This window comes from Halorubrum ejinorense, from assembly GCF_055389685.1.
The window spans coordinates 2,778,598-2,798,040 of the sequence record NZ_AP043777.1 but is presented as its reverse complement, the minus strand read 5'-3'; the positions used below and the strand labels follow the sequence as shown (position 1 = coordinate 2,798,040).

21 protein-coding genes are annotated in these 19,443 nt (G+C 68.5%); 17 read left to right on the top strand and 4 right to left on the bottom strand.

All coding sequences use genetic code 11. From position 1 onward, the window contains the following. Positions 1–19: 19 nt before the first annotated feature. Positions 20–517 (bottom strand): LabA-like NYN domain-containing protein, encoded by a 498-nt coding sequence (locus ACZ5KW_RS15365; RefSeq protein ID WP_343780538.1) that lies wholly within the window; start codon positions 515–517, stop codon positions 20–22. 110 nt (positions 518–627) lie between these two features. On the opposite strand from ACZ5KW_RS15365, the gene ACZ5KW_RS15360 reads away from it, so the two are divergent. From ACZ5KW_RS15360 to ACZ5KW_RS15280, 17 genes are all read left to right on the top strand, one after another. After that, on the top strand, positions 628–1,731 hold the full coding sequence (locus tag ACZ5KW_RS15360) for an AI-2E family transporter (protein ID WP_343780540.1): 1,104 nt from the start codon (positions 628–630) through the stop codon (positions 1,729–1,731). A gap of 70 nt (positions 1,732–1,801) precedes the next feature. Continuing rightward, positions 1,802–2,968 carry an FtsZ/tubulin family protein gene (locus tag ACZ5KW_RS15355; protein ID WP_343780541.1) on the top strand — a complete coding sequence of 389 codons (1,167 nt, stop codon included), beginning with the start codon at positions 1,802–1,804 and terminating at the stop codon, positions 2,966–2,968. 76 nt (positions 2,969–3,044) lie between these two features. Continuing rightward, positions 3,045–3,779 (top strand): hypothetical protein, encoded by a 735-nt coding sequence (locus ACZ5KW_RS15350; RefSeq protein WP_343780543.1) that lies wholly within the window; start codon positions 3,045–3,047, stop codon positions 3,777–3,779. A 122-nt stretch (positions 3,780–3,901) separates the two neighbouring features. Beyond that, complete coding sequence (locus ACZ5KW_RS15345; RefSeq protein WP_343780544.1) at positions 3,902–5,083, top strand: 5-(carboxyamino)imidazole ribonucleotide synthase; 1,182 nt, start codon at positions 3,902–3,904, stop codon at positions 5,081–5,083. Between the two features lie 133 nt (positions 5,084–5,216). Continuing rightward, positions 5,217–5,825 (top strand): 5-(carboxyamino)imidazole ribonucleotide mutase, encoded by a 609-nt coding sequence (gene purE / locus ACZ5KW_RS15340; protein ID WP_343780545.1) that lies wholly within the window; start codon positions 5,217–5,219, stop codon positions 5,823–5,825. Between the two features lie 153 nt (positions 5,826–5,978). Continuing rightward, the gene (locus ACZ5KW_RS15335; RefSeq protein ID WP_343780546.1) at positions 5,979–6,395 is read left to right on the top strand and encodes an NADH-quinone oxidoreductase subunit A; all 417 of its coding nucleotides are present in this window, start codon (positions 5,979–5,981) and stop codon (positions 6,393–6,395) included. Then, on the top strand, positions 6,395–7,093 hold the full coding sequence (locus ACZ5KW_RS15330) for an NADH-quinone oxidoreductase subunit B (protein WP_006629677.1): 699 nt from the start codon (positions 6,395–6,397) through the stop codon (positions 7,091–7,093). Before ACZ5KW_RS15335 ends, ACZ5KW_RS15330 begins: the two co-directional genes overlap by 1 nt. Next, positions 7,090–8,754, top strand: coding sequence for an NADH-quinone oxidoreductase subunit D (locus ACZ5KW_RS15325; RefSeq protein WP_343780547.1), 1,665 nt, complete (start codon positions 7,090–7,092; stop codon positions 8,752–8,754). The genes ACZ5KW_RS15330 and ACZ5KW_RS15325 overlap by 4 nt, the downstream gene beginning before the upstream one ends. Continuing rightward, positions 8,754–9,827, top strand: a complete 1,074-nt coding sequence (locus ACZ5KW_RS15320; RefSeq protein WP_343780548.1) for a complex I subunit 1/NuoH family protein — start codon at positions 8,754–8,756, stop codon at positions 9,825–9,827. The genes ACZ5KW_RS15325 and ACZ5KW_RS15320 overlap by 1 nt, the downstream gene beginning before the upstream one ends. A gap of 1 nt (position 9,828) precedes the next feature. Beyond that, positions 9,829–10,290: a NuoI/complex I 23 kDa subunit family protein gene (locus tag ACZ5KW_RS15315; RefSeq protein WP_343780549.1), complete on the top strand. Its 462-nt coding sequence runs from the start codon at positions 9,829–9,831 to the stop codon at positions 10,288–10,290. Between the two features lie 49 nt (positions 10,291–10,339). Then, on the top strand, positions 10,340–10,606 hold the full coding sequence (locus tag ACZ5KW_RS15310) for an NADH-quinone oxidoreductase subunit J (RefSeq protein ID WP_343780551.1): 267 nt from the start codon (positions 10,340–10,342) through the stop codon (positions 10,604–10,606). Continuing rightward, positions 10,603–10,962: a hypothetical protein gene (locus ACZ5KW_RS15305; RefSeq protein WP_343780553.1), complete on the top strand. Its 360-nt coding sequence runs from the start codon at positions 10,603–10,605 to the stop codon at positions 10,960–10,962. The genes ACZ5KW_RS15310 and ACZ5KW_RS15305 overlap by 4 nt, the downstream gene beginning before the upstream one ends. Then, positions 10,959–11,279, top strand: coding sequence for an NADH-quinone oxidoreductase subunit NuoK (gene nuoK / locus ACZ5KW_RS15300; RefSeq protein ID WP_343780554.1), 321 nt, complete (start codon positions 10,959–10,961; stop codon positions 11,277–11,279). Before ACZ5KW_RS15305 ends, nuoK begins: the two co-directional genes overlap by 4 nt. A 1-nt stretch (position 11,280) precedes the next feature. Then, positions 11,281–13,326 carry an NADH-quinone oxidoreductase subunit L gene (nuoL, locus tag ACZ5KW_RS15295; RefSeq protein WP_343780555.1) on the top strand — a complete coding sequence of 682 codons (2,046 nt, stop codon included), beginning with the start codon at positions 11,281–11,283 and terminating at the stop codon, positions 13,324–13,326. Between the two features lie 14 nt (positions 13,327–13,340). Continuing rightward, a complete protein-coding gene (locus ACZ5KW_RS15290; RefSeq protein ID WP_343780991.1) occupies positions 13,341–14,855 on the top strand; it encodes a complex I subunit 4 family protein in 1,515 nt (504 codons plus the stop codon). Next, entirely contained in the window at positions 14,848–16,350 is a 1,503-nt protein-coding gene (locus ACZ5KW_RS15285; RefSeq protein ID WP_343780557.1) for an NADH-quinone oxidoreductase subunit N, read from the top strand. Before ACZ5KW_RS15290 ends, ACZ5KW_RS15285 begins: the two co-directional genes overlap by 8 nt. Positions 16,351–16,484: 134 nt before the next feature. Continuing rightward, positions 16,485–16,913 (top strand): hypothetical protein, encoded by a 429-nt coding sequence (locus tag ACZ5KW_RS15280; RefSeq protein WP_371153024.1) that lies wholly within the window; start codon positions 16,485–16,487, stop codon positions 16,911–16,913. On the opposite strand, the gene ACZ5KW_RS15275 is transcribed toward ACZ5KW_RS15280, so the two are convergent. The 3 genes from ACZ5KW_RS15275 to ACZ5KW_RS15265 are packed head-to-tail and all read right to left on the bottom strand — an operon-like array spanning position 16,914 to position 19,355. Continuing rightward, positions 16,914–17,144 (bottom strand): H/ACA ribonucleoprotein complex subunit GAR1, encoded by a 231-nt coding sequence (locus ACZ5KW_RS15275; protein ID WP_343780559.1) that lies wholly within the window; start codon positions 17,142–17,144, stop codon positions 16,914–16,916. A gap of 2 nt (positions 17,145–17,146) precedes the next feature. Then, the gene (srp19, locus tag ACZ5KW_RS15270) at positions 17,147–17,425 is read right to left on the bottom strand and encodes a signal recognition particle subunit SRP19 (RefSeq protein ID WP_343780560.1); all 279 of its coding nucleotides are present in this window, start codon (positions 17,423–17,425) and stop codon (positions 17,147–17,149) included. Between the two features lie 58 nt (positions 17,426–17,483). Further along, positions 17,484–19,355 (bottom strand): ATP-binding protein, encoded by a 1,872-nt coding sequence (locus ACZ5KW_RS15265; protein WP_343780561.1) that lies wholly within the window; start codon positions 19,353–19,355, stop codon positions 17,484–17,486. Between the last annotated feature and the right edge of the window lie 88 nt (positions 19,356–19,443).

The window sequence follows — 19,443 nt, the reverse complement described above, 5'->3', positions numbered from 1 at the left end:
GCACCGACGCCGCCGCGAGTCAGAGCAGGAACGTCTCCTTCTCGTCGGCGAGGTCGACGAACTCGTCGGCGGCCTCGATCAGTTCGTCCGCGGCGGAGTTGCCGAACCCCATCGCCTCGACGCGGACCCCCTCGTGGCGGAGGTGCGAACAGAGCCGGGCGAAGTCGCCGTCGCCGGTACAGAGGACGACCGTGTCGACGTGGCTCGCGAGCGAGACGGCGTCGAGGCTCATCCCGAGGTCCCAGTCGGCCTTCTTCGAGCCGTCCGCGAACGTCTTGATCTCCTTGATCTTCGTCTCGAAGCCGATGTCGCGGAGCGCCTCGAAGAAGCTCTCCTCCTCCGGGGAGTCGGCGCGGATCACGTACGCGATGGCGCGGACGAGCGACCGGTCCGCGACGGCCGACTCCAGCAGGCCGGAGTAGTCGATGTTCCGCGAGTAGACGCTCTGTGCGGAGTGGTACAGGTTCTGTGAGTCCGCCAGCACCGCGACGCGCTGATCCGGATGGATCTCGTTCATGCGTCCCCGTTCACCCCCGACCGTTAGGGGCTTTGGGATCGGCGCGACCGCCGTCCGCCGGGCCCTCAGCGACCACCATGGTTTATGTCCGGCGGTGGTGACCCTGGCCCATGGACGAAAAGCGGTTCGTCGTCGCCCTCTTCGGCCTCGCGGTCGCGGTCGTCGCCGGCTTCGTGGCCTTTCGGTTCGTCGCCCCGCTCACCGTCGCCGTCTTCCTCTACTACTCCACGCGGCGGTTCTACCACCGGCTCGAACGCTTCCGGCTGCCGACCAGGGTCCGCGCGGTGGTGTCGCTGTCCGTCATCGGCATCCCCCTCATCGGCCTCGTGAGCTACACGTTGGTGCTGCTGGTCTTAGAGGCGCGGCGGTTCATCGAGACGTACCCGGTGGCCGACACCATCGGCGCCGAGAACTCGGTCATCGGCGATCTCGCGGCGCTGTCGAACCCGACGATGGACGAGCTGCTCGCGGCGTACCGCTCCGGCCAGTTCGACCCGCTCATCGACCTCGTCTCCGAGCAGGCGTCGCTGCTGGCGAGTACGGCGTCCGGACTCGCCCTGAACCTGCTCATCACCATCGTCGTCACGTACTACCTGCTCATCGACGGGTCGAAGTTCCACGACTGGCTGCTCACCTTCGACGACGACGCGATCGTCCGCGAGTACCTCGAAACGGCGGACGACGAGCTTGAAGCCGTCCTGTACGGCAACCTGCTCAACGTCATCGCCATCTCGATCATCGCCGTCGTCACGTACCTCGCGTACAACGTGGTCGCGCCCGCCGCGGTCGAGATCCCGTACCCGACGCTCGCCGGCGCGCTCACCGGCGTCGCCAGCCTGATCCCCGTGATCGGGATGAAGATCGTCTACATTCCGCTGGTGGCGGCGATGTCGATACCGATCGCGCTCGACGGCGAACTCGGACTGCTCGCGTACGTCGCCGGGTTCCTCGTCGTCACGGTCGTGGTCGTCGACACCATCCCCGACATCGTCCTCCGCCCGTACTTCAGCGGCGAGACGACGCACGTCGGGCTCCTCATGCTCGCGTACATCTTCGGCCCGGTCGTGTTCGGGTTCCACGGCCTCTTCCTCGCGCCGATCATCCTCGTGTTGGCGCTGACGTTCGCCGACACCGCGCTGTTGCGCCTCCTCGGCGTGGAGCCGGACCCGGGCCCCGAAATCCCCGACGGCCAACGCCGGCTCGAAGAGTTCTGAGCCGGTCCCCGGTCGCCCCTGTTCGCGGCGAGCCGAAGTCATATATCCCCGCTCGACGACCGGGGCACGTATGCGACTACACGTGATCGGCCTCGGGGGGGCCGGGGGGCGGATCGCCGACCGACTCGCGGCCGACCACGACGGCGACCCGTTCCTCGCGGGCGTCAACGGCTTCGACACCGACATGGACGCGCTGAGCGCGCTGAACGCGCTCGGCGAGGAGCGCCGGTACCGGTTCGGCGACGCCGCGGGCGGCGACGGACTCGGCGGGGACCTCCACGCCGGGCGCCGCCTCGGCGACGCGCACGCGAGCGAACTCGGCAGGGAGATGGACGACCAGCGGCCCTCGACCGCGGAGGCGTTCCTGATAATCACTGGCCTCGGCGGCGCGGCCGGCGCGGGCGCGGCGCCGGCGCTCGCCGAGGAGCTCTCCCGGCTCTACGACACGCCCGTGTACGCCTTCGGTCTTCTCCCCACGGCGAGCGAGACCGAAGAGGAGGACGACGACCCGAGATCGGCGGCCTCCGGGGGGTCCGCGGGGTCCCCGAGCGAGGCCGCCACGGAGACGCCGCACCGCCCGCTGGCCGAGCGGAACGCCGCGCGGACCCTCGAGGCGCTCTCCGAGGGCTGTGCGGCGGTCTTCCCGTTCGACAACGCGGCGTGGCTCCGACCCGGCGAGACGCTCGGCGGGGCCCGGGACCGACTCAACGGGATCGCCGCCGACCGGATCGCGGCGCTGTTCGGCGCCGGCGAGGCGCCCGAGGGGACGGCGACGCCACAGCAGGTGCTCGACGCGAGCGACGTGGCTCGGGCGGTGGGGAGCGACGGCGAGGTCGCGGCGATCGGCCACGCGACCCAGCCGGTCGATTCGCCCGAGCAGGGGTCGCGGTTCGGGCTCGGGCTGTTCGGCTCCTCCGAACCGGCCGAGGTCGACATCGGCGCCGCGGTGTCGGCCATCGAGACGGTCATCCGGAAGGCGGCCCGCGGCAAGAACACGGTCGAAGTCCCCGGGGGGCGGGCCGACCGAACCCTGCTGATCGTCGGCGGGCCGCCGGAGTGGCTCAACCGAGAGGCGATCGCAGACGGGCGGCGGTGGCTCGCCGAGGAGACCGGCTCGGACGCGATACTGAGCGGCGACGCGCCGGTCCCCGACGGCGACGCCGTCTCCGCTGTCGTCGTCCGGTCGGGCGTCGACGAGCCCGAGCGAATCCGCGAGATCCGCGAGACGATCCGGTGACGCCGACTCGAACGACCGGGGGTACCGCGGTCGATCGACCCGAACCGGTTAACCGCGTGGCGCGCCCAGTGACCCCGTGACGACGCAGGCAGACCTCGGGATCGACGTCGACGTTCGCGACGCCGCGGCCGTCGCGGAGCGCCGCGACGACCTCGTCGCCGCAGTCCGGGACCACGCCGGGCGGATCGCCTACCAGCTGGCGCTGCTTCAGGGGGGCGACTACGGGCGGGAGACGCTCTCGACCCCCGGCGGCGAGTGGACCGTAAAACACGAGGCGGGCGAACTGGAGTTCCTCCTGTTCTCGCCGAAATCGGGGTCCGACACGTACGTCGTCTCGACGAAACAGCCGCCGGAGCCCGCCGCGCTGGCGACCGCGCTCGACGACTACGCGGCGTTCGTGGCGGCGTGGAACGACTACGTCGCCTCCCTGTCCGGCGTCCTCGACGACGTGAGCGCGGAGTTCCCCGAGCCGACGACCACCGACGGCGTGGTGGCGGAGCGCGACCGGGTCCTCGACGCGATACGCGACACCTGTGCGATCATCGCGGGCGAAGTCCACCGGTACGAGAGCGACGACTACGGGACGTTCACCGCCCGCGTCGACGGCGACCGCTGGGAGCTGAAGTACGACGAGGGCACGGTCTCGTACCTCCGGATCGGCGGCTCCAGCGGCCTCTACCTCCTGTCGCAGTACGGGGCGCCCTCGGCGGCCGACGTGCGGGCGCACGCGGAGGGGTTCCGCGGGTTCGTCGGGGCGTACAACGAGTTCGTCGACGAGCTCGAAGCCGACCTCCGAAACGTCTCGCTCTGACACACCGGTTCGGTCCGTTCGCCCCCGGGTTCGCAGACGCACGACCGATCGATCCGCGTTCGTGGATATTTCTTTCGCACATTGGCAATACTTATTCACTACCGTACAGTACCGACTCGCACATGTCGATCACCCTGCCGGGGCCGACGCTCGGCGTCGTCGGCGGCGGACAGCTGGCCCGAATGCTGGCCGAGGCCGCCGCGCCGCTCGGCGTCGACCTCGTCGTCTTGGATCCGACGCCCGACTGTCCGGCGGCGCCCGTCGTCAGCGACCAGATCGTCGCCGACTTCGACGACGCGGCGGCCGTCGACGAGCTCGCGCGCCGCGTCGACGCCGTGACCTTCGAGATCGAACTCGCCGACCCGGACGTGCTCGCGGCCGCCGGCGACGACCACGGCGTGCCGGTCCACCCCGCTCCGGGCACGCTCGAGACGATTCAGGACAAGCTGGTCCAGAAGGAGGCGCTCGCGGACGCCGGAATCCCCGTCCCCGAGTTCGTCGCGGTCGCGACCGCCGAGGGGCTCGAACGCGTCGTCGAGGAGTTCGGCGGCGTCATGCTGAAGGCGCGGGAGGGCGGGTACGACGGCCGCGGGAACGTCCCGGTCGAGGCCCCCGCCGACGCGGCCGACGCGCTCGCCGAGATCGGCGGCGCCGCGATGGCCGAGGAGTTCCTCGACTTCGAGCGCGAGATCGCCGTGATGGGGCTGAAGGGCGCCGACGGCGAGACGCGGACCTACCCCGTCACGGAGACGGTCCACCGCGAGGAGATCCTCCGCGAGAGCGTCGCCCCCGCCCGCGCGAGCGACGAGATCGTCGACGAGGCGCAGTCGGTCGCCCGCGACGTGCTCGACGTGCTCGACGGCCGCGGCGTCTTCGGGATCGAACTGTTCGAGACGCGCGAGGGCGACGTGCTGGTCAACGAGATCGCGCCGCGCCCCCACAACTCCGGCCACTGGACGATCGAGGGCGCGCGTACCTCGCAGTTCGAGAACCACGTCCGCGCGGTCCTCGGCTGGCCGCTCGGCCCCGCCGACCTCGTCGCGCCCGCCGTCACCGCGAACGTGCTCGGCGACGTGGACGAGACCGAACCGGCCACGCTCCGGAACGTCGAGACGGTCCTCGGCGCACCCGACGCCGACCTCCACTGGTACGGCAAAGACGACGTCTACCCGCTTCGGAAGATGGGCCACCTGACAGCGACGGACGCCGACGCGGACCCGGACGCGGTCTCGCTCGACGAGCGCGCCGCGCTGCTCGACCGGGCGCGGGAACTGCGAGACGGGCTGACGTTCCGTGACGAGTAGGCGACGACTCGTCACGCCGCGGTGGCCGCCCGGACCCGGAACCGCTCCGGAACCGCTCCGGCGGCACGCGGACTCCGTGCGGGCGGTCGCCGCATCCGGGAGTTCCTTGTAGCCGTCCGCCGAACCACCGACCATGACCACGGTGGACGACCTGATCGAGCGGCTCGAAGCGGAGGCCGACGCGGACGCCGACCCGGCGACTACCCCGGACGTGGGGATCATCATGGGCTCGGACTCGGACCTCCCCGTCATGGAGGACGCCTACGCGGCGCTCGACGACCTCGGGTTCGCGGAGCAGACCGACTTCGACGAGGCGCCGGACGCGCGGTTCACCTACGAGAGCTACGTCGTCTCGGCACACCGGACGCCGGAGCTCATGTACGCGTACGGGGGGACGGCGACGGACCGCGGGCTCGATGTCATCATCGCGGGTGCGGGCGGGAAGTCGGCGGACCTGCCGAACATGACCGCGTCGATCGCGTATCCGGTGCCCGTGATCGGGGTGCCCGTTCAGGAGAAGTCGGTCGACTCGGTGATCGGGATGCCGACGGGCGCGCCGATCGTCGCCGTCGACGCCGGGAAGTCGTACAACGCCGCCCTGTCGGCGGCGCAGGTTCTCGCTCGCGAACACGAAACCGTCGCGGAGCGGCTGGTCGACCTCCACGATGACCAGAAGGCGGGGGTCGCGGACGACTCGGCGGCGCTTCACGACCTCGGTCTCGATGGGTTCCGTAACCGGTAACGGAACGTGTTCGGTCCCACTTCTGTCCGCGGCCACCGCCGTACTTCGGTTTTTCCCCGCTAACGGCCGATACCGGCCCGCACGCCCGTGGACGCACAAGACTCAACGCTTATGAGGGGGCGGTCCAAACCCCAGCACGTTACGGAGACCTATATGAGCGATTGGATAGCGATTGGCGCCTTGGCGGTCGTCGGCCTGCTCATCCCGATAGCGATGATGACAGTGTCGGCGCTGCTCCGTCCGAGCGTGCCTGAGACCGGCAAAAGTACCACCTACGAGTCCGGCGAGACCCCGACGGGCGGGACGCGGATCCGGTTCAACATCCAGTACTACATGGTCGCGCTGTTGTTCGTCGTGTTCGACATCGAGACCGTGTTGCTGTTCCCGTGGGCGGCCATCTACCGCCCGGCCATCGAGGCCGGCGTCCCGATGACCGCCTTGTTGTGGCCGATGTTGGCGTTCGTCGGAGTCCTCGCGGTCGGACTCGTCTGGGCGTGGCGGTCGGGGGCGATCAGCTGGGCCCGCAGTCCGCGCGCGACCAGCAGAAAGACGACGGAGGACATCAACTAATGAGCAGCGATCAACCATTTATCACCGACGAATCGCAAGTCGTAACCGAAACCCGCGACGCGCGGATGACCGGGCAGGGAGACCGGTTCAACTCCCGCCTCCGTGAGGCGTTCGGCTCCTCGCCGTTCATCCTCACCAAGTTCGACAAGTTCCTGAACTGGTGTCGCGGCTCCTCGATGTTCATGCTGCAGTTCGGTATCGCCTGCTGTAGCATCGAAATGATGCACACCTACGCGGTGAAACACGACCTCGACCGCTTCGGGTCGGGCGTCCCCCGCGCGTCGCCGCGGCAGGCCGACGTGATGATCGTCCCCGGGACGATCGTCTCGAAGTTCGCGCCGCGGATGAAGCGCGTGTACGACCAGATGCCCGAGCCGAAGTTCGTCGTCGGCATGGGCTCGTGTACCATCTCCGGCGGCCCGTTCCAGGAGGGGTACAACGTGATCAAAGGCGCCGAGGAGGTCATCCCGATCGACATCCACGTCCCCGGCTGCCCGCCCCGTCCCGAGGCGCTCGTCTACGGCGTCGTGAAGCTGCAAGAGCGCGTCGCCAACGGCGAGGCGGCGCCCGTCACGGTCAAGCCGTACGAGCTGGAGGAGTTCTCGGACCTCGAACGCGACGAGCTCGTCGACAAACTGACCGACCAGATCGACGACGACGAACTCGTCATGCGGTACAACTTCGCTGATTCGCCATGAGCCTCGAACGACCAGACCCCGTCGACGACGCGGCCGTCGAGCGCACCCCCGACGAGCTGGAGGCGCTGCTCGGCGACCTCGTCGTCGACCGCGACGACCATCTGAACGCGCCCGGCTTCGTGATCCGGCCGGACACCGTTCAGGAAACGCTCTCGACTCTGAAGGAGCAGGCGGGGTACGACCACCTCTCCGTCGTCTCCGCGCAGGAATACGAGAACCGCTACGAGTCGATCTACCACCTGAAGAAGTACGACGACCCGACGCAGGAGGTCAGCATCGTCGTCCCCGCCGACAAGGACGACCCCGTCTCCGAATCGGCGGAGCCCGTCTTCCGGACGGCCGACTGGCACGAGCGTGAGGCGTACGACCTCATCGGCATCGACTACGAGGGCCACCCCGACATGCGTCGGATCCTCCTGCCCGAGACCTGGCAGGGGCACCCGCTGTCGATGGACTACGACAAGGACCGGCCCCAGATCGCGACGCTGCCGGAGCACGCGAACCCGCTTCAGGACCATCACAAAGACTCCGAGTCCGACACGATGTTCCTCAACATCGGGCCGCACCACCCGGCGACGCACGGCGTCCTCCACCTGAAGACGACGCTCGACGGCGAGCAGGTCATGGACGTCGAGCCCGACATCGGCTACCTCCACCGGAGCGAGGAGCAGATGGCCCAGTCCGGAACGTACCGCCACCAGATCATGCCGTACCCGGACCGCTGGGACTACATCTCGGCGGGCCTGCTCAACGAGTGGGCGTACGCCCGCGCGGCCGAGGACCTCGCGGACATCGAGGTGCCCGAGTACGCGCAGGTCATCCGGACGATGGGGGCGGAGATGTGCCGGATCGCCGCGCACATGCTCGCGCTCGCGACGTTCGCGCTCGACGTGAACGGCGACTTCACGGCGACGTTCATGTACGCCATCAACGACCGCGAGCGCGTTCAGGACCTTCTCGAGGACCTGACCGGCCAGCGGCTGATGTTCAACTACTTCCGGCTCGGGGGGGTCGTCTGGGACCTGCCGAAGCCGCGCGAGGAGTTCTTCTCGAAGACCCGGGACTTCCTTGACCAGCTCCCGGAGTCCATCGAGGAGTACCACAACCTGATCACCTCGAACGAGATCTTCCAGATGCGGACGATCAACACCGGCATCCTCCCGGAAGACATCGCGAAGAACTACGGCGCCACCGGCCCCGTCGCCCGCGGGTCGGGAATCGACTACGACCTGCGCCGCGACGACCCGTACGGGTACTACGACGAACTCGACTGGGACGTCGTCACCGAGGACGGCGGCGACAACTTCAGCCGGCTGCTCGTGCGGATGCGCGAGGTCGAGGAGTCCGCGAAGATCATCGAGCAGTGCGTCGACCTGCTCGAAGACTGGCCCGAAGACGAGCGGAACATTCAGGCCAACGTCCCCCGCACGCTGCGCCCGGACGACGACACGGAGATCTACCGCGCCGTCGAGGGCGCCAAGGGCGAACTCGGCATCTACATCCGCGCCGACGGGACGGACAAGCCCGCTCGGTTCAAGATCCGATCGCCGTGCTTCTCGAACCTCCAGACGCTCCCGGAGATGGCGAACGGGGAGTACATCCCCGACGTCATCGCCGCCCTCGGTAGCCTCGACATCGTTCTCGGGGAGGTGGACCGCTGATGGGCGCGGCGCCCGCACAGCTGTTCCCCGAGTTCATCGTCGACACGCTCGGGCTCGATAGCGTCATCGGCGAGGTCGCGGCGTCGCTCGTCGCGGCCTTCGTCGTCGGGAACATCATCCTCGCGTTCACGGGCGTCGCGGGCCCGTGGGCCAAACGGAAGATCACGGCCGCGTTCACCGACCGCATCGCGGTCGATCGGATCGGTCCCTACGGCCTGCTCATCATCCCGGCGGCCGCGGTGCAGCTGCTCGCGAAGGAGCTCATCATCCCGGAGGGCGTCGACCGCCCCTCGTGGGACATCGCGCCCATTCTGCTGCCCGCGTCCGCGCTGCTCGGCTTCTCCGTCATCCCGATGGGGCAGCTCGGGCCGATCAACCTCCAGCTCGCGGACCCCGAGGTCGGGTTCGCGCTGGTGTTCGCGTTCGCGTCGATCGCGTCGGTCTCGCTGGTGATGGCGGGGTACGCGTCGAACAACAAGTACTCGCTGCTCGGCGGGCTCCGCGCCGTCGCGCAGAACCTGGCGTACGAGATCCCGCTCATCGTCACGGGGATGTCGGTCGTGATCTTCTCCGGCACGCTCCAGATGAGCGGCATCGTCGGCGCGCAGACGGAGACGCTCGTGTCGATAGGCGGCATCGCCATCCCGTCGTGGTACGCGTTCGTGAACCCGTTCGCGTTCGTGCTGTTCCTCACGGCGAACATGGCGGAGATCGGACGGAACCCGTTCGACATCCCCGAGGCGCCGACGGAGATCGTCGCGGGGTACCAGACGGAGTACTCCTCGGCGTACTTCGTCCTCTTTTACCTCGGCGAGTTCGTCCACATCTTCCTCGGCGGGGCCATCCTCGCCGTGACGTTCCTCGGCGGCGCCTCCGGGCCCGGCCCGGAGAGCATCGGCTTCATCTGGTTCGTGGTGAAGATCTGGGGCTTCTTCCTGTTCACGCAGTGGGCCCGCGCGGCGCTGCCGCGCGTCCGCATCGACCAGCTGATCGAGATCGGCTGGAAAGGAATGCTCGTGCTGTCGTTCGCGAACCTGGTGCTCACGGCCGTAATCGTGGGGGTGATCGCGTAATATGATCGGACTCATGAAATCCATGGCGACGACGATGAAACACGCGCTGGACGGGACGACGTTCACGGTGGAATACCCGGAGGACGCGCCCGAAGTGAGCCCGCGGTTCCGCGGGGTCCACAAGTTCAGCCAGGAGCGGTGTATCTGGTGCCGCCAGTGCGAGAACGTCTGTCCCAACGACACGATTCAGATCGTTCAAGACGACCAGCGCAACGGCGAGCAGTACAACCTCCACATCGGGCAGTGTATCTACTGCCGGCTCTGTGAGGAGGTCTGTCCCGTCGACGCCATCCTGCTGACGCAGAACTTCGAGTTCACCGCGGACACGAAAGACGACTTCGTGTTCAACAAAGAACAGCTCAAGAACGTCCCGTGGTACAAGGGAATCGATCCGCTGGAGTCCCGGAACCCCGATCGCGGCGCGTGGATCGGGGAGGGCGACGGCGAGATCGACTACCAGTAACGGGCTCGTCTCGAAATCTTCAAAGGGGTTCTCATAGGAGACACACACAATGGTTTACGCTACCATCGCGTTTGGGCTGTTCGCCGCGGTTACGCTGGCGTTCGCCCTCGGGGTCGTCCTCGCGCGCGACGTGTTCCACGCCGCGCTGCTTCTGGGCGGAGCCCTCACGAGCGTCGCGGTGCACTACGTGATGCTGCGGGCGGAGTTCATCGCCGCCATGCAGATCCTCGTCTACGTGGGCGGGGTTCTCATCTTGGTCACGTTCGCCGTGATGCTCACGCGATCGGATTCTGAAACGGAGGTGAGTCGCGCGTGAGCAACGACGAGAGCCGCGGGTCGCGAATCGCGCCCGCGATCGCCGTCGGCGCCCTGTTCGCTCTGATCGCCGCAACGGTCAACGCGGCGGCGTTCGAAGCCGCGCCCGCCGGGTTCCCGGCGGACGCCTCGGTCGTCCACAACATCGGGTACGCGCTGTTCGACCTGGGCGCGTACGACGTCGCGACGATCCCCGCCGAAGGGTTCCTCGCGGCGTTCCTGATCGCCGCCGTCGCGCTCGACGTCGCGGTCGACGGGGCCGTCTACCTCGCGAAGCGCGAGGAGGACGGGTCCATCGTCTCCGCGGTCGGGCAGGCGCTTACCGACGGTGGCCGCGACGGAGGTGACGGCCGATGACCGCCGTCGCCGGTTCGATCCCGCCGTCGTGGTACCTGCTGTTGGCGGCGGGCATCTTCTGTATCGGACTGTTCGGCGTGCTCACGCGACGGAGCGCCCTGTACTTCCTCATGAGCGTCGAGCTCATGATGAACGCGGCCAACATCAACTTCGTCGCGTTCGCGCTGTACTACGGTGACCTCACGGGGCAGGTGTTCGCGCTGTTCGTCATCGCGCTCGCCGCCGCCGAGGTCGCCATCGGCATCGGCATCATACTCGTGTTATACCGCAACTTCGGCACGACAGACGTGACTGTTCCCGCGGAGATGAGGTGGTAAGATGGTGAACGCATTCGCATACGTTCCGGCGATAGTTCTCCTCCCGTTCTTCTCGTTCCTGATCGCGCTCGGCGCGGGCAGGTACCTCCCGAAGGGCGGTGCCTTCGGCGGCATCGCGGCGACGGCGGGGTCGTTCCTGCTGTCGATCTGGGTCGCGGTGACCGTCGCGGGCGGGAACGCGTACAACGAAACGCTGTACTACTGGGCGGGCGAGGGCGGCGCGGGTATCGGTCCGACGAACGTCGAACTCTCGTTCGGCGTCCTGATCGACCCGCTGTCGGCGCTAATGTTAGTCATCGTGACGCTCGTCGCGCTGCTCGTCCACGTGTTCTCGCTCGGGTACATGAACGACGAGGGCGAGACCGGGCTGCCGCGGTACTACGCCGGACTCGGCCTCTTCACGGCGTCGATGCTCGGCTTCGTCGTCGCCGACAACCTGCTGATGGCGTTCATGTTCTTCGAGCTGGTCGGTCTCTGTTCGTACCTGCTCATCGGCTTCCACTTCCGGGAGCCCGGTCCCCCGTCGGCCGCGAAGAAGGCGTTCCTCGTCACCCGCTTCGGTGACTACTTCTTCCTCGTCGGCGTCGTCGCGGTGTTCGCGACGTTCGGCACCGCGGCGTTCGCGGGCGCCGAGTCGTTCCCGGCGCTCGCGGAGGCCGCGCTCGCGGGCGAACAGGCCGTGTGGACGCCGTTCGGACTCGACGTCATGACGTGGTTCACCGTCGTCGGCCTGCTCGTTCTGGGCGGCGTCGTCGGGAAGTCGGCGCAGTTCCCGCTCCACACGTGGCTCCCGGACGCGATGGAGGGCCCGACGCCCGTCTCCGCGCTGATCCACGCCGCGACGATGGTGGCGGCTGGCGTCTACCTCGTCGCGCGGATGTACGGCTTCTACGCGCTCACGCCGACGACGCTCGCGGTCATCGCCTTCATCGGCGGCTTCACCGCGCTGTTCGCGGCGACGATGGGGCTCGTGAAGGACGAACTGAAGCAGGTGCTCGCGTACTCGACCATCTCGCAGTACGGGTACATGATGCTCGCGCTCGGTTCGGGCGGGTACGTGGCCGCGGTCTTCCACCTGACGACGCACGCGTTCTTCAAGGCCCTCCTGTTCCTCGGCGCCGGTTCGGTCATCATCGCGATGCACCACAACGAGGACATGTGGGACATGGGCGGGCTGCGGTCGAAGATGCCCGTCACCTACTACACGTTCCTCGCCGGATCGCTGGCGCTCGCGGGAATCTTCCCGTTCGCCGGCTTCTGGTCGAAAGACGAGATCCTCTACGAGGCGCTCGTCCACGCCCCCGGCGAGCCGCTCCTGTTCGGGGCCTACCTGATGGGGCTGCTCGCGGTGCCGGTCACGGCCTTCTACACCTTCCGCATGGTGTTCCTGACCTTCCACGGCGAGCCACGGAGCGAGACCGCTCGCGACCCGGAACCCGTTCGCTGGAACGTCAAGGGGCCGCTGACGGTCCTCGGGTCGCTCGCGGTCGTCACCGGCTTCATCAACATGGTGCCGGTCCAGAAGGTGCTCGGCCTGGAGGGAATCGACCTGCTCCACCGCTGGCTCGACAACGAGTGGGGCGGCATCGACGGGCTCTCCTCGCACCACTACGGCGACATCGGACCGTACAGCAGCCAGTACGTCGTTGGCGGTGAGGTCGGTACGGTCCTCGCCGGCGCGGCCGTGTCGCTCGGCCTCGCGCTGCTCGGTCTCGGACTCGCCTGGCGGCTCTATAACGTCCCCTCCCCGACGGAACACACCGCCAAGCTCGGCGGCATCAAAGACGTGCTGTACAACAACTACTACCTCGACGAACTACAGGTCTGGCTCGCGTATCGGACGGAAGACATCGCGGGCGTCGCGAACACCTTCGATCAGGGGATCATCGACGGCGCCGTCGACGGCGTCTCGTCGGTGAGCCTGACCGGTGGCGGCCGGATCCGGAAGCTCCAGTCGGGGGTCGTCTCGCAGTACGCCGCGCTGCTCACCTTCGGACTCGTCGCGCTGTTGCTCGTGCTCGGCGCGACCGGGGGGTGGTTCCTGTGATACTCGAAGCGCTCATGGCGGCCGCGTTCGTCGGCGCGCTGACGGTGTTCCTCGCGCCCGACGAGTGGGCGGGACGGCTGGCGTTCGCGATCAGCCTCGTCCCGTTCGTCGGGAGCCTCTACCTGTGGTCCGGCTTCGAGGCCGGCGGTAACGCGCTCACCGGCGGCGATATCGCGTACACGACGCAGATCGAGTGGCTCGAGGTCGGCGGTCGCAGCGTCTCGTGGTTCGTGGGACTCGACGGGATCAGCCTCCCGCTTTTCGTGCTCACGACGTTCCTCGTGCCGCTGGCGATCGTCAGCGCGTGGACGCCCATCGACAGCCGGCAGAGCCAGTTCTACGGGCTCATGCTGTTCATGGAGGCGAACCTGCTGGGCGTGTTCACCGCGCTCGACTTCTTCCTCTGGTTCGTCTTCTGGGAGGCCGTGCTGGTGCCGATGTACTTCCTCATCGGCGTCTGGGGCGGTAACGACCGCAAGTACGCCGCGATCAAGTTCTTCGTATACACGAACGCGGCGTCGCTTCTGATGTTCATCGGCTTCATGAGCCTCGTGTTCGCGCTCGGCGACTCGGTGTCGTCGTTCGCCCTGCCCGAGATCGCGCAGGCGATCGCCGCGGGCGGGCTCGACACCTGGTTCGGTATCCCGCCGGACCGGATCGCGATGGTCGCGTTCCTCGCGATGTTCCTCGGGTTCGCGGTGAAGGTCCCGATCGTTCCGTTCCACACGTGGCTGCCGGACGCCCACGTTCAGGCCCCGACGCCCGCGTCGGTGCTCCTTGCCGGCGTCCTCCTGAAGATGGGGACGTACGCCCTGCTCCGATTCAACTTCACGATGCTGCCGAACCAGGCGTCCGCGCTCGCGATCCCGATCGCGGCCATCGCCGTCATCAGCGTCATCTACGGCGCGATCCTGGCCTTGGGACAGAGCGACCTCAAGCGGATCGTGGCGTACTCGTCGGTCTCGTCGATGGGGTACGTCATCCTCGGACTCATCGCGTTCACCGAGTACGGGGTCGGCGGCGCGACCTTCCAGATGGTCGCGCACGGCCTCATCTCCGGGCTGATGTTCATGGCGGTCGGCGTCATCTACAACACGACCCACACGCGGGAGGTCGACGAGATGGCCGGCATGGCCGACCGGATGCCGGTCACCGTCGGTATCCTCGTCGCCGGCGCCTTCGGCTACATGGGGCTGCCGCTGATGGCCGGCTTCGCCGGCGAGTTCTTCATCTTCGTGGGCTCGCTGTCCGCGCCGGCGCTCCCGTACGCGCCGGTGTTCACGGCGCTCGCCATGTTCGGTATCGTCATCGTCGCCGGCTACCTACTGTCGGCGATGCAGAGCACGCTGTTCGGGCCCTTCGAGCTCGACACCGACTACGAGGTCGGGCCAGCGCCGTTCCACGATGTCGCCCCGCTCGCGGTGCTTCTGGTGGCGATCATCGTCCTCGGCGTCGCGCCCGACATCTTCTTCGAGATGATCCGTGACGCTGCCGTTCCCGTCGTCGAGGGGGTGACGATCGATGGTTAACGGTCTGCCGGCCGTGACCGCCCTGCTGCCGGCGCTGCTGCTGGCGGCGACCGGTCTCGTCTTGCTGTTGGTCGACACGGTTCGCCCGGACGCTCGGTCGAACACGTCGATGGCGGTCGTGGGGGCGCTCGGTTCGCTCGTCGCGCTCGCGGCCACCGTCTGGCTCACCGCGACCGGCGTGGGGAGCGCGGACGCCGGCGCGGTCTACCTGTTCGCGGACGCGGTGAAGGTCGACACCATGGCGTTGTTCTTCACCGCCATCTTCGCGTCGGTGACCGCGCTGGTCCTCGTCGCCGCGCACGACTACTTCGACGACCACGCCAACCCGGCGGCGTTCTACTCGCTGGTGACGTTCGCCGCGACGGGGATGGCGCTGCTCGCGGTCGCGAACTCGCTCGCGGTCGTGTTCGTCGCCCTGGAGATGGTGTCGCTGCCGTCGTACGTGCTCGTCGCGTACCTCAAACAGGACCGCGGGAGCGTCGAGGCGGGGATGAAGTACTTCCTCGTCGGCGCGCTTTCGTCGGCCATCTTCCTGTTCGGCATCTCGCTCGTCTACGCCGCGACCGGGTCGCTGATACTCGCCGACATCGCGTCGGCCTCCATCGAGGGGCTCGCCGGCGTGCTCGGTATCGGCGTCGTGATGATGATCGGCGGCGTCGCGTTCAAGACGGCCTCCGTCCCGTTCCACTTCTGGGCGCCGGAGGCGTACGAGGGCGCGCCCGCACCCGTGAGCGCGTTCCTCTCGTCGGCCTCGAAGGCGGCCGGGTTCGTCGTCGCGTTCCGCGTGTTCACCGAGGCGTTCCCGGTGGGCACGTCGCTCGGCGCCGGCATCGACTGGGTGCTCGCCTTCGGCGTCCTCGCAGCCGTGACGATGACGCTCGGTAACTTCGCGGCCGCGGTCCAAGAGGAGGTCAAGCGGATGCTCGCGTACTCCTCTATCGGCCACGCGGGCTACGCGCTCATCGGCGTCGCCGCGCTCACGGTCGACGGGCCCGCCAACGGCACCGTCATGGGCGCGGCGATGGCGCACCTGCTCGTCTACGGGTTCATGAACACCGGCGCGTTCCTCTTCGTCGCGATGGCGGAGAAGTGGGGCGTCGGTCGCACCTTCGAGGACTACGCCGGACTCTGGCGGCGCGCGCCGGTCGCCTCCGTGGCGATGGCCGTGTTCATGTTCTCGCTGGCCGGGCTGCCGCCCTTCGCCGGGTTCTTCTCGAAGTACTTCCTGTTCCAGGCGGCCATCGACAACGGCGTCGTGTGGCTGGCCGGACTCGGCGCGGTCAACAGCGTCGTCTCGCTGTACTACTACAGCCGGGTCGTGAAGGCGCTGTTCTTAGACGACCCCGCGTCGCCGAGCGCGCTCGACGCGATCGACGTGCGCCCGACGGCGCTGTACGCCGCGGTCGTCTTCGCGGCGGTCGTGACGGTGCTGCTCCTGCCCGGCTTCGGTCCGGTCATCGAGACCGCCGAGGCGGCGGCCTCAGCGCTGTTCTGACCGGGCACCGCGTCCGGTCGTTTCGAGTCCGTTCTCACTCCGTCCGCGCTCGCGGCGGGCACTCTGTGCGTTTTGCTCGCCGAGCCGCCCGCCGGCGACCACAGATACTCCTTCGTGCGGCCCGTCCGTTCGTTGTGTCCCGGACGCACACCTACCGGTGTCTGAACTGCTTGGATCACGCCGTCACCCGGTCGTTCGACACGTCACACCTGTCGCGGACCTGCCCGGAGTGCGGATCGTTCGAGCGCTTCGCCAACGAGGCGGTGATCGATCGGTTCGAGACGCTGGACGCGTCCCCGCCGGCGGCGCTCGACTGGGAGCGACTGGAGCGCCGCGAGAAGCTGATCGTCGCGGAACGGCTCGCGCGGACCGACAAGACGCTGGACGACTTCGACGTGGTCGTCGACGAGATAGACGACGCTGACAAAACGGACGACGCTACGGCGAGCGACGACGCTACGGCGAGCGACGACGCTACGGCGAGCGACGACGCTGCCGCGAGCGACGACGCGGAGACCGTCGACGGGGAGCGGGCCGACGGGGCCGACGCGACCGGCGCGTAGCTACCGCGCGTACAGCTTTCCGCCGACGAGGTCTGCGAGCGCGACGCCGCCGCCGGGCGTGACGGCCACGTAGGGGCGCTCGACCGGCCCGAACACGTCGACCACGCGCCCGACGGTAGAGAGCGACTCGTCGACGACGCTCGCGCCGATCCGCGGCGGGTCCTCGCCCGGGTCCCCCCGGGCGATCGCGAGTCCGCCGGCGGTTCGGACGACTGTCCCGACGCGCCGCACGGTTACTCTCGCAGGACGCCGAGGTACGCGGCGATCGCCTGTACGAGATCGTTCTTCGCGGTGTCTTCGGTGCCCTTGACGACCACGGAGCCGCGGGCCTCGTACTCCCGCGAGTACGTGGCGTCGCGCTCGACGGCGGCGTCGTAACCGACCTGTTGGACGGCCTTCGCGATCTCGTCGACGGTCGGCGCTTCGACCGCCAGATCCATCGGGACGCGGCGCCCGTCCGAGCGCGACAGCTCGGCGTCGAAGTAGGCGGGGTAGACGACGTTCTCGACCATACCGTGATCCCCTCGCGCGCGGCGTAAGGTCGTTTCGGACCGCCGCGGGGCGGACTCCCTAGCTCGTCCGGAACTCGAAGCGGGCGCCGCCGTCCTCGCCGGCGCGTGCGGTGACGGTCCAGTCGTGCGCCTCCGCGATGCGTTCGCTGATGGCGAGCCCGAGTCCAGTGCCCGACTCCTCCGTGGTGAACCCGCTCTCGAACACCCGGTCGAGCTCGTCGTCCGGGAGGCCGGTCCCGTCGTCTTCGACGTAGAATCCGTCCGTCTCGGCGCCGCTCTCGTCGCGGAACGTCGTCGTCCCCACTCGGACCGAGAGCGGGTCTTCGGGGGAGTCGCGCCCGTGTTCCGCGCTGTTCCGGAAGACGTTCTCGAACAGCGCGCGGAGCCGAGTCGGGTTCGCCTCGAAGCCCGTGTCCGACTCGACGGTCAGGGTCGCGTTGCCGGTGTCGACGCTCTCCCACGCGTCGCGCGCGATGTCGGACAGCGAGACGGACTCCGTTTCACCGACGGACTGGCCCTGTCTGGCCAGGGACAGGAGGTCGGCCACGAGTTCGTCCATCCGCGAGATCGCGTCCGCGGCCCTGTCGAGGTGGTCGAGCTCGCCGGTCTCGCGGACGAGGTCGACGTACCCCTCCGCGACGGACAACGGGTTCCGGAGGTCGTGGGAGACGATCGAGGCGAACTCGTCGAGGCGCTCGTTCTGTCGGCGGAGGGTCTCCTCGCGCTCTCGCCGGTCGGTGACGTCGGTGTAGATCGCGTAGCCCGCCGCGTTCGCCGCGTCGAGTCGGATCGGGATGACGTGGAGGATGAAGTGGCGGTGGCCGTCCGCGGTCGTCCGCGTCACCTCGCGCCGGACGTTCTCTCCGCTCTGAAGCCGGTCGTTGAGCTCTTCGGCCTCCGACCCGGAATCGGTGGGGACGATGTAGTCGTCGATAGACTCTCCGGTCACCGTCTCGGCGTCGTAGCCGAACGTCGACTCGAACGCGTCGTTGACCTGTCGAACGATCGGCTCCCCGTCCACGTAGTCGTACGCGATGGCGGGGTCCGGAACGTTCGTGAACAGCGCGAGGAGGCGGTCGTGTTCGGCTCGAAGCGTCTCGTTGACGGCGATCCGGTCGAGCGTCTCTTCCAAGTGCGAGGCGAGCAGTTCGGCGAGCCGGCGGTCGTCGTCGTCGAACTCGTCGGCGCCCTCGGTGCCGGCGGTCGCCAGCTGGAACACCACGTCGTCGCCGACCGGCACGGTGAGCAGCGTGGCGTACCGGCTGTCGGGGTTCGGGTTCGGTGCGATGGACGCGTCGCCGGTCCGAACCGCTCTGCCGGCGACCCCGCTGCCGACGCGGACTCGGTTACAGTCCTCGACCGGGACGCCCGACGAGGCGGCGACGGGTTCGACCCACTCCTCGTCGCCGACGGCGACCACCGCCTGGTGTTCCGGGAAGACCGTCTCGGCGACGGCGATCGCGGCCCGGTACGCCTCGTCGACCGACCTGACGGCGGCCAACTCAGTCATTCCGGCGTTGAGCTGCTCGATCCGCGACGGCGTGTGCGTCGGATCGGCCCGGCTTCCGCACCGCTGGTCGCGAGCGAGCAGCCACGACACCGTTTCCGCGAGCGCGTCCGGCGTCGTCGCGACGGCGTCCACGAGGGGGTCGGTGGCGGTCTCGCCCGTCGGATCGCCGACGAACGCGACCACGGCGCCGCTGCGGTCGACGGACCGGAGCCGTTCGAGGCCCGGCCCGTCGACGACGACCGTCACGTCGGCGTCGGTGATCCGCTCGTCGCCGACCGCGTCGGGTACGGCGGCGTGCGTCTCCACCGCGCGGGCCTCGTCGTCCCCGTCGGCATCGATCGGCGTGTCGAGCCGGGTGGCGAGTTCGTGGTCCTCATCGAGCACGAGGACCGTCGCACGCTCGCTCAACGCGGAAGTCACAATGGTAAATTGTAGCACAGGCTGCGGTGATAAACCTTCTCACCGGCCGTCGCGGGCGGGAGACCTCGGACGGCCGCGTTCCGCTCGC

What these genes read in the sequence shown, in the direction of transcription:
- ACZ5KW_RS15345 (WP_343780544.1), top strand. Translation starts at nt 3,902, where the DNA reads ATGTCGATCACCCTGCCGGGGCCGACGCTCGGCGTCGTCGGCGGCGGA.
- nuoL (WP_343780555.1), top strand. Translation starts at nt 11,281, where the DNA reads ATGGTGAACGCATTCGCATACGTTCCGGCGATAGTTCTCCTCCCGTTC.
- nuoK (WP_343780554.1), top strand. Translation starts at nt 10,959, where the DNA reads ATGACCGCCGTCGCCGGTTCGATCCCGCCGTCGTGGTACCTGCTGTTG.
- purE (WP_343780545.1), top strand. Translation starts at nt 5,217, where the DNA reads ATGACCACGGTGGACGACCTGATCGAGCGGCTCGAAGCGGAGGCCGAC.
- ACZ5KW_RS15310 (WP_343780551.1), top strand. Translation starts at nt 10,340, where the DNA reads ATGGTTTACGCTACCATCGCGTTTGGGCTGTTCGCCGCGGTTACGCTG.
- ACZ5KW_RS15365 (WP_343780538.1), bottom strand. Translation starts at nt 517, where the DNA reads ATGAACGAGATCCATCCGGATCAGCGCGTCGCGGTGCTGGCGGACTCA.
- ACZ5KW_RS15325 (WP_343780547.1), top strand. Translation starts at nt 7,090, where the DNA reads ATGAGCCTCGAACGACCAGACCCCGTCGACGACGCGGCCGTCGAGCGC.
- ACZ5KW_RS15335 (WP_343780546.1), top strand. Translation starts at nt 5,979, where the DNA reads ATGAGCGATTGGATAGCGATTGGCGCCTTGGCGGTCGTCGGCCTGCTC.
- ACZ5KW_RS15360 (WP_343780540.1), top strand. Translation starts at nt 628, where the DNA reads ATGGACGAAAAGCGGTTCGTCGTCGCCCTCTTCGGCCTCGCGGTCGCG.
- ACZ5KW_RS15290 (WP_343780991.1), top strand. Translation starts at nt 13,341, where the DNA reads ATGGCGGCCGCGTTCGTCGGCGCGCTGACGGTGTTCCTCGCGCCCGAC.
- ACZ5KW_RS15330 (WP_006629677.1), top strand. Translation starts at nt 6,395, where the DNA reads ATGAGCAGCGATCAACCATTTATCACCGACGAATCGCAAGTCGTAACC.
- ACZ5KW_RS15355 (WP_343780541.1), top strand. Translation starts at nt 1,802, where the DNA reads ATGCGACTACACGTGATCGGCCTCGGGGGGGCCGGGGGGCGGATCGCC.
- srp19 (WP_343780560.1), bottom strand. Translation starts at nt 17,425, where the DNA reads ATGGTCGAGAACGTCGTCTACCCCGCCTACTTCGACGCCGAGCTGTCG.
- ACZ5KW_RS15320 (WP_343780548.1), top strand. Translation starts at nt 8,754, where the DNA reads ATGGGCGCGGCGCCCGCACAGCTGTTCCCCGAGTTCATCGTCGACACG.
- ACZ5KW_RS15285 (WP_343780557.1), top strand. Translation starts at nt 14,848, where the DNA reads ATGGTTAACGGTCTGCCGGCCGTGACCGCCCTGCTGCCGGCGCTGCTG.
- ACZ5KW_RS15315 (WP_343780549.1), top strand. Translation starts at nt 9,829, where the DNA reads ATGATCGGACTCATGAAATCCATGGCGACGACGATGAAACACGCGCTG.